Annotated in this window: 18 protein-coding genes; 8 read left to right on the top strand and 10 right to left on the bottom strand. The window is 30.8% G+C overall.

The features are described from left to right. Window positions 1-63 precede the first annotated feature (63 nt). From ACQ629_RS06725 to ACQ629_RS06705, 5 genes are all read left to right on the top strand, one after another. A complete protein-coding gene (locus ACQ629_RS06725) occupies window positions 64-672 on the top strand; it encodes a TetR/AcrR family transcriptional regulator (protein WP_483703407.1) in 609 nt (202 codons plus the stop codon). Window positions 673-677: 5 nt separating this feature from the next. Further along, on the top strand, window positions 678-1,997 hold the full coding sequence (locus ACQ629_RS06720; RefSeq protein WP_483703405.1) for a TolC family protein: 1,320 nt from the start codon (window positions 678-680) through the stop codon (window positions 1,995-1,997). An 11-nt stretch (window positions 1,998-2,008) separates the two neighbouring features. Beyond that, the gene (locus tag ACQ629_RS06715) at window positions 2,009-3,175 is read left to right on the top strand and encodes an efflux RND transporter periplasmic adaptor subunit (protein ID WP_483703403.1); all 1,167 of its coding nucleotides are present in this window, start codon (window positions 2,009-2,011) and stop codon (window positions 3,173-3,175) included. Window positions 3,176-3,196: 21 nt separating this feature from the next. After that, window positions 3,197-6,658, top strand: a complete 3,462-nt coding sequence (locus ACQ629_RS06710; RefSeq protein WP_483703401.1) for an efflux RND transporter permease subunit — start codon at window positions 3,197-3,199, stop codon at window positions 6,656-6,658. 76 nt (window positions 6,659-6,734) lie between these two features. Next, window positions 6,735-7,199, top strand: a complete 465-nt coding sequence (locus tag ACQ629_RS06705) for a regulatory protein RecX (protein WP_483703399.1) — start codon at window positions 6,735-6,737, stop codon at window positions 7,197-7,199. On the opposite strand, the gene ACQ629_RS06700 is transcribed toward ACQ629_RS06705, so the two are convergent. Continuing rightward, window positions 7,192-7,716: a hypothetical protein gene (locus ACQ629_RS06700; RefSeq protein ID WP_483703397.1), complete on the bottom strand. Its 525-nt coding sequence runs from the start codon at window positions 7,714-7,716 to the stop codon at window positions 7,192-7,194. The genes ACQ629_RS06705 and ACQ629_RS06700 overlap by 8 nt on opposite strands. 181 nt (window positions 7,717-7,897) lie before the next feature. On the opposite strand from ACQ629_RS06700, the gene ACQ629_RS06695 reads away from it, so the two are divergent. The 3 genes from ACQ629_RS06695 to ACQ629_RS06685 all read left to right on the top strand — a co-directional run bounded on the left by ACQ629_RS06695 (window position 7,898) and on the right by ACQ629_RS06685 (window position 10,152). Next, entirely contained in the window at window positions 7,898-8,866 is a 969-nt protein-coding gene (locus ACQ629_RS06695) for an NAD-dependent epimerase/dehydratase family protein (protein WP_483703395.1), read from the top strand. 101 nt (window positions 8,867-8,967) lie between these two features. Next, window positions 8,968-9,558, top strand: a complete 591-nt coding sequence (locus tag ACQ629_RS06690; protein ID WP_483703393.1) for a thioredoxin family protein — start codon at window positions 8,968-8,970, stop codon at window positions 9,556-9,558. A gap of 90 nt (window positions 9,559-9,648) precedes the next feature. Further along, the gene (locus ACQ629_RS06685; protein ID WP_483703391.1) at window positions 9,649-10,152 is read left to right on the top strand and encodes an ABC transporter ATPase; all 504 of its coding nucleotides are present in this window, start codon (window positions 9,649-9,651) and stop codon (window positions 10,150-10,152) included. Here the strand turns inward: ACQ629_RS06685 and ACQ629_RS06680 are convergent. From ACQ629_RS06680 to ACQ629_RS06640, 9 genes are all read right to left on the bottom strand, one after another. Then, entirely contained in the window at window positions 10,123-10,656 is a 534-nt protein-coding gene (locus tag ACQ629_RS06680; RefSeq protein ID WP_483703389.1) for a hypothetical protein, read from the bottom strand. The genes ACQ629_RS06685 and ACQ629_RS06680 overlap by 30 nt on opposite strands. 32 nt (window positions 10,657-10,688) lie before the next feature. After that, window positions 10,689-11,384: a tRNA pseudouridine(55) synthase TruB gene (truB, locus tag ACQ629_RS06675; protein WP_483703387.1), complete on the bottom strand. Its 696-nt coding sequence runs from the start codon at window positions 11,382-11,384 to the stop codon at window positions 10,689-10,691. A 1-nt stretch (window position 11,385) separates the two neighbouring features. Further along, window positions 11,386-12,180 (bottom strand): undecaprenyl-diphosphate phosphatase, encoded by a 795-nt coding sequence (locus ACQ629_RS06670; protein ID WP_483703385.1) that lies wholly within the window; start codon window positions 12,178-12,180, stop codon window positions 11,386-11,388. A gap of 2 nt (window positions 12,181-12,182) precedes the next feature. Next, on the bottom strand, window positions 12,183-12,425 hold the full coding sequence (locus tag ACQ629_RS06665; RefSeq protein WP_275315846.1) for a DUF3098 domain-containing protein: 243 nt from the start codon (window positions 12,423-12,425) through the stop codon (window positions 12,183-12,185). A gap of 6 nt (window positions 12,426-12,431) precedes the next feature. Then, window positions 12,432-13,310: a cell division protein FtsX gene (locus tag ACQ629_RS06660; RefSeq protein WP_483703383.1), complete on the bottom strand. Its 879-nt coding sequence runs from the start codon at window positions 13,308-13,310 to the stop codon at window positions 12,432-12,434. 62 nt (window positions 13,311-13,372) lie between these two features. Continuing rightward, window positions 13,373-13,774: a methylmalonyl-CoA epimerase gene (gene mce / locus ACQ629_RS06655; RefSeq protein ID WP_483703381.1), complete on the bottom strand. Its 402-nt coding sequence runs from the start codon at window positions 13,772-13,774 to the stop codon at window positions 13,373-13,375. 29 nt (window positions 13,775-13,803) lie between these two features. Beyond that, window positions 13,804-14,349 carry a hypothetical protein gene (locus tag ACQ629_RS06650; protein ID WP_483703379.1) on the bottom strand — a complete coding sequence of 182 codons (546 nt, stop codon included), beginning with the start codon at window positions 14,347-14,349 and terminating at the stop codon, window positions 13,804-13,806. 2 nt (window positions 14,350-14,351) lie between these two features. Continuing rightward, window positions 14,352-15,023 (bottom strand): hypothetical protein, encoded by a 672-nt coding sequence (locus ACQ629_RS06645; protein ID WP_483703377.1) that lies wholly within the window; start codon window positions 15,021-15,023, stop codon window positions 14,352-14,354. A gap of 114 nt (window positions 15,024-15,137) precedes the next feature. After that, window positions 15,138-15,758: a DUF2589 domain-containing protein gene (locus ACQ629_RS06640; RefSeq protein WP_483703375.1), complete on the bottom strand. Its 621-nt coding sequence runs from the start codon at window positions 15,756-15,758 to the stop codon at window positions 15,138-15,140. Between the last annotated feature and the right edge of the window lie 284 nt (window positions 15,759-16,042).

Genomic DNA, 16,042 nt, shown 5'->3' with positions numbered 1-16,042 from the left:
AATTAAAACTTAGGAAACTTTTTTTGTTTCTAAAGTTTCCTGCAGTATCTTTGCGGTCGAATTATGAGAGATAAAATTATAAATAAAGCAGGAGAAATGTTTTTAAGCCTAGGGTTTAAAAGTATTACTATGGATGATATAGCTAAAGAACTTGGGGTTTCTAAGAAAACGTTATATAAGTATTTTTCAAATAAAACAGCTTTGGTTGATGCTAGTACAGAAGCGGTTCATGCTACTATTAATGAAACAATAATTAAGATTAAAGAGTGTGGTTATAATGCAATTGAAGAGGAATTTGCGGTAAAAGCAATTTTTAAAGAAATGTTTAAAAACGCAAAGACTTCACCAATGTTTCAGCTGAAAAAATATTATCCAGAAACATACACAAGCTTAATGGAGCGTGAGGTGTGTATGTTTAAAGAGTGTAATGTTGATAATATTAAAAAAGGAATTGAGCAAGGTTTTTATAGAGAGGGTTTAAATATCGACTTGATATTTAATTTTTATTCCACTTTAATATTTGGAGTTTTCGATACTGAAATGTATGGTAGTGAAATGCAAGAATTAATGAAAGTTGAATATCAAATTTTAGAATACCATATAAGAGCAATTGCAACAAGTAATGGATTAGAAGAGTTAGAAAAACAATTAAAAATAATAAATCAAAATTAATAACAATGAGAAAATACATATATAGTGTATTTATATTCTTTTGTACGGGCTTTCTGTTTGCACAAGAAGAACTTAATATATCAATGCAAGAAGCCATTGATTATGCTTTAAAAAATAGTTATGATAATAGAGTTGCTAACAAAAATATTGATGCAGCTAAGCAAAAAAAATGGGAAACAACTACAATAGGTTTACCGCAAATAGATGCAAAAGTAGATTATATTAATAATTTAAAGCAACAATTCCCAGGGATTGATTTCAATCAAGATGGAATAGTCGATTTTGGAGCAAAACAATCTATAACGGGTACAGCAACTTTAAGACAATTACTTTTTGATGGTTCATATCTTGTAGGTTTGCAATCTGCAAAAACATATTTGCAAATCTCTAAACAAGCGAAACAAAAAACAGAATTAGGTACAAGAGAAGCTGTAATTAATGCTTATGGTAATGTTTTAGTTACAGAAAAGAGCATTGAAATATTATTGAGAAATAAAAAAGTAAACGATGGCCTTTTAAGAGAAACAAAACTTGCTTTTGATAATGGTTTGGCAGAAGAGGAACAAGTTGAGCAGTTTGAAATTACTAAAGGAAATATTGATAATAATATTAGATCTTCGAATCGATTAAAAATTATTGCTTATAAAATGTTGAATATCACCTTAGGTAATGATATAAATACGAAGCTAATTTTAACTGATGATTTAGATACTCTAGTGCTTTCTAATACTGATTTAAGTTTAGTTTCTCACGATTTCAATTTAAAAAGTCATATAGATTTTAAGATTGCTCAAAACGATAGAGAAAGTAAACGTTTGTTAATGCGTCTTGAACAAAGTAAAGCTTTACCAAGTTTAAGTGCTTTTGTTAACTATAGTCAGGTAGCAAACTCAGATTCGTTTACATTTTTTAAGGCTTCACAGAGTTGGATTCCTACTTCAGTTTTTGGAGTAAGTTTAAATGTTCCGATTTTTAGTAGTTTTAAAAGAAGGTCTAAAACCAAACAGGCTAAGATAGCTTTAGAAACGGCAGATATTCGTTTAGAAGAAATAAAATTAAAGCTAAAATTACAGGCTGAGAATGCTAAAAGTGATTATCAATTAAGTATTGATACGTATCAAACAGCAAAAAGAAATCTTAATTTATCTGAAAGAATTGAAAAGAAACAGCAAATAAAATTTAACGAAGGAATTACTACAAGTTTTGATTTGTTGCAAGCACAAAATCAATTGTATACTCAACAAAATAATTATATACAATCGATGCTAAATATTATTGCAAGCAAAGCAACATTAGAAAATGCATTAAACATACCAATTAAATAAAGTAATAAATAATGAAAAATATATATTCAATTCTTGCGATAACACTATTTTTAGTTTCTTGCGGAGGTAATAAAAAACAATCTGTAGAAGATGTAATCGCTTCTAATGATTTAGAGAAAATACGCGCTAAAAAAACGGAATTAAATACTGAAGTGCAAACGCTATCAGAAAATATTAAAACGTTAGATGCTAAAATAGCTACGCTAGATAAAACTAAAAAAGTGCCTTTAATAACTGTTTTATCAGCAAAACAAACAGTATTTAATCACTATTTAGAGTTACAAGGTGATGTTAAAACAAAACAAAACGTTTTAATATATCCTGAAATGGCAGGGCAATTAACTAAGATTTATGTAAAAGAAGGACAATACGTAAAAGAAGGACAGATATTAGCTAAAATTGATGATGGAGGATTGTCAAATCAACTTGCTCAAATAGAAGTGGAAACTGAATTAGCTGAAACCACTTACCAGCGTCAAAAGCGATTATGGGATCAAAAAATAGGTTCTGAAATACAATTTTTACAAGCAAAAACTAAATACGAAGCGCAGAAAAACGCTGTAAGTCAATTAAAAAAACAATTGGGTAAATCGGTAATAAGAGCCCCTTTCTCTGGTGTTATAGATGATGTAATAAAAGAGCAAGGGGTTGTTGTTGCACCGGGAATGGGAGCAGAGATTTTTAGAATTGTAAACCTTTCCAACATGTATATAGAAACAGCGGTGCCTGAAACGTATATAACATCTATTAAAAAAGGAAAAAGCGTTAATATCGAGTTTCCTGTTTTAGGTAAAAAAATCAATTCAACGGTACGTCAAGCTGGTAATTTTATAAATCCTGCAAACCGTACTTTTAAAGTTGAAATTGCTGTAAATAATAAAGAGGGTAGTATAAAACCAAACTTAACTGCGAAGTTAAAAATTAACGATTATACAAATAATGAAGCGTTGTTAGTTCCGCAAAGTATTATTTCAGAAAATGCAAAAGGAGAGCAATATGTTTATGTTGTTACAAACCTAAAAGATAAAAGAGGTACAGCGAAACAAGTAATTATTGTTACAGGTAAAACACAAGGAGATGTTGTTGAGGTTTTAGAAGGAGTTAAGCCAGGAGATCAGATTATTATGGAGGGTGCTCGTAGTGTTCAGAACGGTCAAGAAGTACAAGTTTTAAACTAATTCACCAATAAAATTATAAATATGTCTAAAAAAAACAAACAGGTGGATAAGGAATTTGGTTTATCCTCTTGGGCAATTAACAACAAAACTACAATGTATGTGGTTATGGCTGTTATTTTTTACTTAGGAGTTTCTGCTTTTTTTGAAATGCCTCGTGAAAGTTTCCCGGAAATTAAAGAAACAAAAATATATATAAGCACGCCGTTTTTTGGTAATACAGCGGAAGATATTGAAAAGTTGATTACAGATCCGTTAGAAGAAAAATTAAAAACGGTAAGTAATGTTGTAGAGATAACATCAACATCGCAAGAAGATTACTCAATGGTTATTGTTGAGTTTGATGAAAATATTGAGGTAAAAGATGCTAAACAAAAAGTTAAAGATGAAATTGATTCGGAAACCTCAAGTGAAGATTGGCCAACCTTTAACGGTGCAAAAGTAGAGCCTAATGTTTTTGCTTTAAGTATGAGTGAAGAAATGCCCATACTTAATATTAATATTTCTGGTGATTATACTGTAGGGAAATTAAAAGAGTTTGGGGAGTATCTTCAGGATGAAATTGAAGGATTACAAGAAATTAAACAAGTAGATATTCGTGGTGTACAAGACAAAGAAGTTGAAGTTGCTGTAGATATTTATAAAATGCAAGCCGCTAAAGTTAGTTTTAGTGATATAATAAATACAATTAACGGAGGTAACTCAACAATGTCTGCAGGTAATTTAATTACAAGTGGGCAGCGCCGTACGATTCGTATTTTAGGAGAAATAGATAAGCCTTCAGATTTAGAAAACTTTGTTGTAAAGTCAGAAAAAGGAAGCTCTATCTACTTAAAAGATGTTGCTGAGGTATTTTTTAAAGAAAAAGACGTTACAACGTATGCAAGGCAGTACGGAGAGCAAGTTATTATGCTAGACGTTAAAAAGCGTGCTGGTTCTAACATGGTTGCTGCTGCAGAGCAGATTCAAAAAATGGTACAAGATGCCAAAGACAATGTGTTTCCACCAGATTTGGAAGTAACTATTGCAAATGATCAATCTTCGGTAACTATTGCTGCAGTTGATGATTTAGTGAATAACATTCTTTTTGGAGTTATTTTGGTGGTAATGGTTTTAATGTTCTTCTTAGGATTTAAAAATGCCATTTTCGTAGGTTTTGCAATTCCAATGTCTATGTTTATGTCGCTTATGATTTTAAACATGTTAGGCTATACATTAAATACCATGATTCTTTTTGGGTTAATTATGGGATTAGGGATGTTGGTAGATAATGGTATTGTAGTAGTAGAAAACGTATACCGTTTGATGGATGAAGAAGGGATGAGTAGGACAGAGGCAGCTAAAAAAGGTATTGGAGAAATTGCCTTCCCCATTATTATCTCTACAGCAACAACAGTAGCAGCTTTTATTCCGTTAGGTTTATGGCCAGGAGTAATGGGAGAGTTTATGAAGCTTTTGCCAATTACTTTAGCTATTGTATTGAGTTCGTCATTAGTGGTAGCTATCTTTTTTAACTCAGTTTTAGTATCTAACTTTATGAGTACTGAAGATGAAGACATGCCGCTAAAGAAAATAATTACAATGACGGTGATTATGGCTGTGATCGGAATTTTGGTATTCTTAGTGGGAGGTACATATAGAGGGTTAGGAACATTAATGTTTTTTACAGCAATAATGCTTTGGGCATATAGGTTTTTTCTACGTAAATGGGCAAACTCGTTTCAAACAAAGGTTTTACCGCGTTTAGAAAATTGGTATGAACGTCAGTTGCGTAGAGCTTTATCTAAATCAGCACCATATTGGCTAATAGGAGGAACTTTTGCATTGCTTATTATCTCTTTTATTGCTTTCGGAGCTTCATTAGCTTCGCAACGTACTAAAGTTGAGTTTTTTCCAAACAATAAGCCAAATCAAATTATTGTTTATATAGAATATCCGCAAGGAACAGATATTGAAAAAACAAATACAATTACCAAGCAAATAGAAAAAAAGGTTGCTGTTGTTTTAAATGATTCGCAATTCACAGATGGCGATTATAACTTTTTAGTAGAAAGTAATGTGTCACAAGTAGGAGAAGGAGCAGGAAACCCTGCGGTTGATGCCGGTTCTGGTGGGGAATTGCCACATAAAGGTAAGATAACAGCTTCTATGCGAGAATATAAATATCGTAGAGGAGAAGATAGTGAATTGTTACGTCAAAAAGTACAAGAAGCATTAGTGGGTATTTATCCTGGTGTTTTAATTTCTGTAGAAAAAGATGCTAATGGTCCGCCAGCAGGTGCGCCAATAAATATCGAAATTGAAGGAAATGATTATAGCGAGTTGATTGTTATTGCTGAAAGGATGCGAGATTTTATCAATTCTAAAAATATTCCTGGAGTAGATGAAATTAAGATAGATGTAAATAAAGATAAACCGGGAATGCAAGTTATTGTAGATCGAAAAAAAGCTGGAGAGTTAGGTGTAAATGCATCACAAGTGGGGCAGCAAATTCGTAATTCTATTTTCGGTTCTAAGGCAGGTATTTTTAAAGAAGATGGTGAAGATTATGATATATATGTGCGTTTTAATAAGGCAAACAGATATAATACAAGTGCTATTTTTAATCAAAAAATTACTTTTAGAGATAATACAGGTAATTTAAAAGAAATTCCAATTTCTGCAGTGGCAGCACATAGTAATAACTCGGGTTTTAGCGCTATTAAGCACAAAGATTTAAAGCGAGTGGTTACTGTTTATTCTCAGCTATCACCTGGTTTTACAGATGCTGGCGCAATTGTAAATCAAGTTCAAAATGAAATGAAATCGTTTGAGGGAATGCCAAAAAACATTAAAATAGATTATACAGGGCAAATTGAAGAACAAAATAAACAAATGGCCTTTTTAATGGGAGCATTATTAACAGGTTTAGGTTTAATTTTCTTTATATTAATTTTCCAATTTAATTCTATTTCAAAACCAACCATCATCATGATCTCGATACTGCTAAGTCTTATCGGTGTATTTGGTGGAATGGTAATTACAGGCTCGGCATTTGTTATTATGATGACCATGATGGGAATTATTTCTTTAGCAGGTATAGTAGTAAATAACGGAGTGGTATTATTAGATTATGCACAGTTATTAATTGATAGAAAGAAAAATGATTTAGGTTTAGATGAAGAAGCTTATTTAGAAACGGCAGATTTATTTGAGGCAATTGTAAGAGCAGGGAAAGCGCGTTTACGTCCGGTATTATTAACGGCAATCACAACTATTTTGGGGTTAATTCCGTTAGCAATAGGGTTTAATATTAACTTCTTTACCTTGTTTGCAGATTTTGATCCTAAAGTATACATGGGTGGAGACAACGTTATCTTCTGGGGACCATTAGCATGGACTGTAATTTACGGTTTATTAATAGCTACCTTCTTAACGTTAATAGCTGTACCAATTTTATTCTTTTTAATAACACAGTTTAAAATGTGGATGAAGAGAAACGTATAATATGTTTTTTAAATTTATGTTAATTAAAAAGAGTTGAAAGTGTAGATGCTTTCAACTCTTTTTTTATTTTTGAACTATGGATAAAAAAGTTTTTACTGTTGATGAGGTTAAACGAAAAATGGAGCATTATTGTGCCTACCAAGACCGTTGTCATAAAGAGGTAGAAAGTAAATTAAAAGAGTACAGTATAATTCCTGAAGCCATAGAAATAATTCTTTTAAGCCTGATGAAAGATAATTTTTTAAATGAAGAGCGGTTTTCTAAAAGTTATGCAAGAGGAAAATTCAGAATTAAAAAATGGGGGAAACAACGAATCATTAGGGAGTTAAAATTCAGAAATATATCAGCATACAATATAAAATCCGCATTAAAAGAAATCAACGAAGAGGATTATATCACTACTTTATACGCCCTTTTAGATAAAAAAAATGGTCTAGTAACAGAAACCAATATGTTTAAAAGAAACAAGAAGATAGCAGATTACTTATTGTATAGAGGTTTTGAAAGTAATCTAGTATATGAGGCGTTAAAAACTATTTAAAATTAAATAAGCTATCTAGTTTTATAGCTTTGTCAAATCGTTGTTTAGCGTAAACAGTATTTATTTTTGTATTCATACTGCCATAAAGCGATAATACTTTTGCTACTTGTGTATTTATTTCGCTGGCTGTAATTGACGGAATGTAAGTCATATCTGCCAATCTTAAAACCTCATTTTCAAAAACATTCATGCGCGCTTTAAAAGCAGGAGTTTTAAGTGTTTTTACATTTAAACTATCCTTTAATAGTTTTGTTAGCTTTTTTAACTCAATAGCATTGTTTAAAGATTCTGTAGGATTTGTGTTTTCTAGTTTTTGCAAGAAGTCAGCAGTTATAAAATACTCTTTCCATACCTTTATTTCTTTCGTAGAAGCATCGTCTAAACGTGAATATTCAGAATGCTTAATAACAGCATCCATTGCGTATTTTTTAACAGGATCATTTTTTTTAACTTCTTTTTTCTGGCAAGAAAAAGAGATTAATAAAAAAGAAAAGAAAATAAATAAAAAGTATCTCATTGCTAAAAAATTGAAGTGATAAAAGTACATATTTTACTTGGTTTATGAATAAGAACAAAATTATAAGTTTGTAATCAGCAGTTTATGTTGTTATTTTGTTGATAATTAAAAAAGTAGAAATATTTTTTACGAATTATGAAATTTAATAACTTTGCAATCCTATATTTTTGAACTTTTAAGAATGAATGATACTATATTAATTTTAGGTGCTTGCGGGCAAATCGGAACAGAACTAACTCAAAAGCTGCGTTCTCTTTATGGAAGAGACCATGTGATCGCTTCTGATATTAGAGAAGGAAACCAAGAAATGATGAGCTCTGGGCCTTTCGAAATTATTGATGCTACTAGCAAAGAACGAATTTTTGAAGTCGTTGAAAAATATAAAGTAACGCAAGTATATTTAATGGCAGCAATGCTATCTGCAACAGCAGAGAAATACCCGTTAAAAGGATGGGATTTAAATATGACATCTTTACTAGCTGTTTTAGAGTTGGCAAGAGAGAAACATATTCAAAAAGTATATTGGCCAAGTTCAATGGCTTCATTTGGTCCTACATCACCAAAAATAAATACGCCTCAGCAAACAATTATGGAGCCGTCAACAGTTTACGGAATAAGTAAAGTGGCCGGTGAACATTGGTGTAATTATTACCATGAAAAATATGGAGTAGATGTTCGTAGTATCCGTTATCCTGGTATTATTAGTTGGAAAACACTGCCTGGAGGAGGAACAACAGATTATGCGGTTGATATTTATTTTGATGCTATAAAAAACGGAACTTATGAATGCTTTTTATCAGAAAACACACGTTTGCCAATGATGTATATGGATGATGCGATTAATGCAACAATTCAAATTATGCAAGCTGACGCAGAAAAAATTAAAACAAGAACATCTTATAATTTAGCAGCAATTAGCTTTACGCCCAATGAAATTGCCGCTGAAATTAAAAAATACATTCCTGAGTTTGAAATTAGTTACAAGCCAGATTTTAGACAAGCGATTGCTGATAGCTGGCCTCAAATTATAGACGATTCTTACGCAAGAAAAGATTGGGGATGGCGTCATGAATTTGATTTAGCTTCTATGACAAATGATATTGTTACGAATTTAAAGGCACTAGAAAAGCAAAAGCTAGAAGAAGTGTAAGTTTTTAAAGTTAAGCACGTCTATACTATCGCTGTTTTAAGGATTCTAACCTAGGCTAGAATCCTTAAAACAGAAAAAAATATATTATATAGATAAGTAAGATGAAAAAAATTATAGAAAATAGTTTAGAAAAAGCCATTTCATATTTAGAATATAGAGTTTTAGTAAAAAACTTATTAGAAGAAGGTAAATCAACAGGGCCAAACCAGTCTGACGATTTATTAAATTATAGTTTGTTAAACGATAAGCGAATGAAGCGTTTAGATAAAACTATAAAAATTTCAGAAGCTACCACAGCTAAACTTAAGGAAGTAAAAGAGCCTCAAACTTGGTTGGTTTTAACAGAAGGTTGGTGTGGCGATGCTGCTCAAAACTTACCTGTTATTAATAAAATAGCCGAAGAAAATGTTAACATTCAATTAAAAGTTGTTTTAAGAGATGAGAATCTTGAGTTGATGGATGAGTTTTTAACCAACGGCGGTAGATCGATACCTAAATTAATAGCTTTAAACAAAAATAATGAGGTAATTGATACTTGGGGCCCAAGACCAGTTATTGCTACTAAGATGGTAGCAGATTATAAAGCGAAACATGGTAGTTTAGATGTTGACTTTAAAAAGGACTTACAGGTTTGGTATAATAAAAATAAAGGGGAAAATGTTCAAGAAAACCTTGTTTCATTTTTAAAATAACAACCGGCTTTTATAAATAATAAATCTCCTTTTTGATTCTCAAGAAGGAGGTTTTGTTTTCTGTATATTTGTGGTTTAGAAAGAATAATTATGTTAGTAGATTTTAATACTTTATCAGAAGATGCAAAAGTTTGGATTTATCCATGTAACAGAAAATTTTATCCGCAGGAAATAGACGGATTAAACGAGCAGTTAAAAACTTTTGTTGAAAATTGGAAAGCAGATGATGAAGATTTTAAAGCTTCATTTAACGTTAAATATAATCGTTTTATTATTTTTTATGCGGAAGAAAATGCCGAGTTATCTAATACTGATATTGATACACAAGTTGGTTTTATATTGCAATTGCAACAACAATACGAAGTTGAATTATTAGATAGAATGAATGTGTGTTTTAAGCAAGGTGAGTATACACAATACAAAGAGCTTAAAGACTTTAAAAAGTTGATTAAAAACAAAGCCGTAACAGAAAAAACAATTGTTTTTGATAATTTAATTCAAACAAAACAAGAATTAGAAAATCATTGGGAAGTACCAATTTTAGAAAGCTGGTATAATCGATTTTTAAAGAAAAGTAAAACCAATACCAAGTGAAATACTATTTAGTTCGCTACCATTAAATTGTGCTATCCTCTTTTTGTGATAATCTAAACGGATCAATCCGTTCCATCTATTACTACTTAAAGACATTAACCCTAAGCCGATTTTATAATAATTTCCGTTAGAAAACTTATCAGATAAGCGAAACATTTTACCGTAACTACTTTCTATAAAATAAGCGCTGCTGCTTTTTTTGACAAAGTTATAACGCAAGCTAGCATACGTAGGAATAGAATTTATTGAGTAAGAAAAATGGTGATCATAACCAATATTAATGCTCGATGCCCAACGCTGGTTGAATTGATAACCAAAACCTGTTCTTAGTAAGATGGATTTGGGCGTTATAAAAGGGCCATTTCCTTCCTCACTAAGTTTGTATTTCTGATTCACGCCAAATGTTGTACTTAAAGATCCTGTAAAAAAGGGATGGCTACTTTTTTGCGCATTTAAAGTTAGGCTAACTATAATAAGTAAGCTGAAAAACAATAATTTTTTCATAGCGGGATTTTTTTCAATCTTTAAATCAAAAACTATTCCACTTCTAAAGACTTTATAAAGGCATCTACGCTTACTGCATTTTCAACAGGGAAATCACCAATTTTAGTTCTTCTTAGTGCTGATAAATGAGCTCCTGAATTTAAAGCAACTCCAAAATCGTATGCTAACGAACGAATGTAAGTTCCTTTGCTACAAACAACTCTAAAGTCAAGATTATTGGCGTTAATATTTGTTATTTCAAAAACTGGAATTGTAACCTCTCTCGATTTTATTTCGGTGGTTTCACCTTTTCTTGCTAACTCGTATAAACGCTTTCCTTCTTTTTTAATAGCAGAGAAAATAGGCGGTTTTTGTTGAATTACTCCTGTAAACTGCTTGGTTGTTTCATGAATTAATTCATCAGTAATATGATCTGTAGCAAAAATTTCATTTATCTCGGTTTCTAAATCATAACTAGGTGTTGTTCCTCCTAAAGTAATAGTACCGGTATATTCTTTTATCTGCCCTTGGTAGGTGTCAATTATTTTGGTTTTTTTACCTGTACAAATAATTAATAAACCAGTTGCTAATGGATCTAAAGTACCTGCATGCCCAACTTTTATTTTTTTGATGTTAAAACGTTGGCGAATATGCCAGCGTAGTTTATTTACCACCTGAAAAGAAGTCCATTCTAGTGGTTTATCAATCAATAAAACTTGTCCGTTTTTGTAATCTTCTTCCGTTTTCATATTAGTTTAATAAAGAGTATCCAATAGCGATTAATCCTACAATCGCACAGTAAATAGAAAAGTATGATAATTTGCTTTTTTTAACGAGTGCAATCATCCAATTACAAGCAACTAAACCTGCTAAAAAAGCAGCAATAAATCCTGCTGATATTGGAGCGATTTCAGAAGATTGAAAATTAATATCTCCGCTAAGTAGGTCTTTTGCTATTTTACCAAAGATAAGTGGCACTACCATTAAAAATGAAAATCGAGCTGCTTTACTGCGGTCAATACCAAGTAAAACAGACGTGGAAATAGTTGCTCCTGAACGAGAAATACCAGGCAGCATTGCAATAGCTTGAGAAATACCTATAATTAGTGAGCTATTAAAAGATACTTCTTTGTTGGTGTTTTGAGCTTTATCAGCAAATAACAATAACACAGCTGTAACTAATAACATAATACCTACAAATAGTATTTTTCCGCCAAAAAAAGACTCTAATTGTTCTTCAAATAATAATCCGATAATTACTGCAGGAATCATAGAAATAATAATTTTTAATGAAAATTTCATTTCTTTATTCCACTTAAATTGGAACAATCCTTTAAAGATTTCAGCAACTTCTTTTCTAAAAACAACTAAAGTACTTAACGCCGTTGCAAAGTGCAGTACAACAGTAAATGTTAAGCTTTCTTCAGGTACAGATGTATCACCTAAAATAACTTTAGCTAGTTCTAAATGCCCACTTGATGAAACGGGTAAAAACTCGGTAAGACCTTGAATAATACCGAGAATGATAGCTTCTAATAAATTCATGCTTATTTTTTAGGATTGGCAAAAATAGCATAGATTTCGATGCCTAAACCAATAAGAACTAAAGTTGGCGCTAAACGGATTCTGCGCCAGTTATAAATTTCTTTATTAAATACATTTGGGTCATCACTACCGCCACCTGCCATCAAAATAAAACCTAAAGCAATAACAGCTAGGCCTATTAGCATAATGATGTAATTTCGTTTGCCGAATAAAAATTCTTGTTTCGGAGTGTTTTCTTTTTTCATATAGTTTTAGTAATACAAGTCGTTCGTTTGCAAATTTAAAAAACGTTGTGTGGCAAAAAAGGTGCTTATCCATGTAATAAAAAAGGCTGTGAATAAAACACCACCAGCTACATAGGCTAAAGAAATATAATCGGTTAATAACTCTAAAGAAGGTATGTATTTATTGGTGTAATAAATTACAATAGCCAAGCCAATTAAAGAAATAAAAGCGCCCAAAACACCTAGTTTTATACTTTGCCAAATAAAAGGTTTGCGAATAAAGCTTTTAGTAGCTCCTACCATTTGCATGGTTTTAATATTAAATCTTTTTGAGTAAATAGATAATCGAATAGAGCTGTTGATTAAAATAATGGCAACTAAACCAAAGAATCCGCTTAAAACTAACAGCCAAAAGCTGATTTTTTGAATGTTTTTTGTTAGTAATTTAACTAGCGGCTTGTCGTAGTTTACTTCTGCAATAAATTTATTTTTATCAAAAGATTTTTTAATGTCATCCATTTTTTCAGGAGTTACATAAGTCGCATTTAAATAAATGTCAATTGCATTTTTAAGCGGGTTATCGCCTAAGAATTTTAAAAAATCTTCCCCTAAATCTTTTTTATAGGTTTTAGCGGCTTCAGCTTTAGTAATATAAACCACTTTATTTGTAAAACTTTCTTTTTTCAATGTTTCCTTAAACTTTTTTAACTGCTGATCGGTTACATTATCTTTTAAAAACAATGTCATCACTACTTTTTCTTTAAAGTGATTCGCTACTTTGGTAGATTTTAGTAAAATCAAACCTAAAATTCCCATCATAAACAATACTAGTGCAATACTAACGACTACAGAAACATATGATGATTGTAAGCGGCGTTTTTGAAAAGAATCAAAAGAGGTTGTCATTGTTTAATAGGCGTTTTAGACTTTGCAAGATACAAATATTTAGGAAATTTTAAATGAATGCATTACTCGATTTCTTGACATAACTCAATTAAAACACCATTTGTAGTTTTAGGGTGTAAGAAAGCTACCAATTTATTATCTGCCCCTTTTTTAGGGGTTTCGTTCAGTACAGTAAAACCTTCTGATTTTAGCCTTTTTATTTCTGCGTATATATCACTAACAGCGAAAGCAATATGATGTATTCCTTCACCTTTTTTTTCTATAAACTTAGCAATCGGACTATCTGCTTTTGTAGCCTCTAATAATTCTATTTTATTAGGGCCAGATTTAAAAAAAGAAGTTTTTACACCTTCACTAGCTACCTCTTCAACTTTATAGTGCGGCTCACCAAAAAGAGCTGCAAATAATTCATTTGATTTTTTTAAATCTTTAACGGCAATACCAATATGTTCTATTTTATTCATAGGATAAAAATAAAAAATATTGATTAATATTATAAATTTTCTAACTCTATTTTTTCAGCCATGATAATTATAACATCAGATCTGTTAATTAACGATAATATTTGTGCACTAAGACCTTTTAATTGTTCATGATTAGAGCAAAAATTCCAAATTCTATTTAAAAAAAGAGTAAAATCTTCATTGGTGTCATATTTAAATTCTTTAGTTTGGTATATAACGCCTAACAATTGATTAATTAAAGTTGAGGCATTTTCTAATTTATTTGAATAAACAGAGAATGTTTCCCATAAATCATGTTGCGCTTGTGTTAAAATTGTAGCGGCAAGATGTATCTGTTCTTTCTTTTTATTACCACTATCACTAGGAATAAACGAAGTTAATTCTCCTCTTTTTACCGCAAATTTTGATGATTCAGGTAGGTTTAAATCCTGTAATAGTTTTTCTGTAGCCAATAACCAATCACCAATATTTTTTGTACTCTGGGTACTCTTCTTTTCTATTTGATTTACCAAAGCATGTATACCCGAAAGTTGTTTTTTTATATCAGTAGTTATTTTTGTTATAGATTTTCTCATGATTATTCAGGTAATAATTTCGTTTCTTTATCTCCATTTTCATTTTCAGAGGTGTACCATTCCATACTTTCTTCATTTAAAGTCATTTTTATCTGAACAATATTTTCAGGCTTAATTTCATTTAATTTATGAGCCTCAACAATAACTTTAGTGTTTCGAGTTATCAGTTTTTTATTTTTTATTGAAGGCTTTAATTCAGAGCTTAATTTTTTGACTAAAGTGGTATAGTCAAGTTTTTCTTTTGAAACAGCCATGAAATTTTCAGCAATTCTCTCAGAAAATTGATTTAATGCTACCGTTTGTTCATTTGTAGATTTTATGTTTTTTTCAAGTTCATCAGTTTCCTTTGCAATAAATGATCTGATGTTTACTGATGTTTTCCTGTCAAAAGAAGTTGTTTTTGAAGCGTCTTTTAAAATAGAGTATGCTTGCGAATTAAACTCGATATTATCTATTGGTTGGTATTCTTTTTCATAATTGTTTTCTAATTCTCCAATCGCAAAAGGAATTGTCAATTCAATTTTTTGAGCTTTAAAACGTGGTATTGAAAAATGCTTTAATAAATCATGCTTTGCAAATTTTTCTGCAATTTCTAAAGATTTTAAATCCGACATTAATCTAGCTTCGGAAATGCTAGTAGCTATTCCGCCAAGATATTCATTTAGGTTTACCATAATATAAGTTTTTAAAAAGAGACTATCTTAAAAATCATATTTAACGTCATTACGAGAAATTTTAATTTCATTCATAATGACCATTTTTAAGATAGCCACTTTGATTTGTTATTGTTAAGCAACAGCAGCAATACTGTCTTCAAGCATATCTAAGATTCTGCTCAAACCTTCAGGTAATTCGTCGTTTACAGCCCTAACTTTCACACCTAGGTTATAGGTTTTGTCAACTTTTACTCCTTGCGAAGTATTTCGTTTGTAAGAAGCTGAAGCTTTAAAGTTTACTATTTTATAGTTAATACCTAACTCTGCACTCGCAGCAAATTCAGAAGAAACATTTCTAGTTTCTGTTGAGCTTAATCTAGCGTTAAAGTCAATGTTAATTTCATCAATTCGGATTGATGGAATCGTTAACATTGTTAAAAATGGCACCTTAATTTCTACTTCATTATCTAAAAAGTTGCTAGTAGTGTTTGTAGAAGGAGGTAAGCCATCATCTGTTAACTGTTGAGCGGTTTTACCTAAATGCGGATTAGGCACTGATTTTTTATATTTAAAATCTACATAACGTAGTTGATCAACAGTGTTAGGATCGTTATCATTTTCAAAACCAACTTCTTTAATAAAGTTTACCGTAGCCATTGATGCTGCAGTTTGTGCTTGAATAGCAGCTTGTAATGGACCACCGATATACACGTTAAAATCTAAACTATTTAATTCTGGAACTAAATTTGGCATAATATTTAATTTTTCACCTACTCTGTTTATTTTTAGGCTTTTCGGTTTTCGCCTTTGTAGTATTTCGAAATAACTACTACAAAACTCAATAAAAATATTAGTTTTTATATAAGTAAAATAGCTGTAAAAATAAAAGAATAACCTCTTTGTTATTTAAGGTGTTTACCTTAGCTAAAAGAGGTGGTTAATTATTTTTTCAAAAAGCACTATGTAAATATTAATATGTATTTCAGTAACAAAAATTAAAAAAATGTATTTTTGATTTGCTATAATATTTAGATAAA

The sequence above is a fragment of the Tenacibaculum sp. SM2510 genome (genome assembly GCF_057002845.1).
Note: the sequence above shows the minus strand (reverse complement) of the source record. Positions and strands in the feature narration are given on the sequence as shown.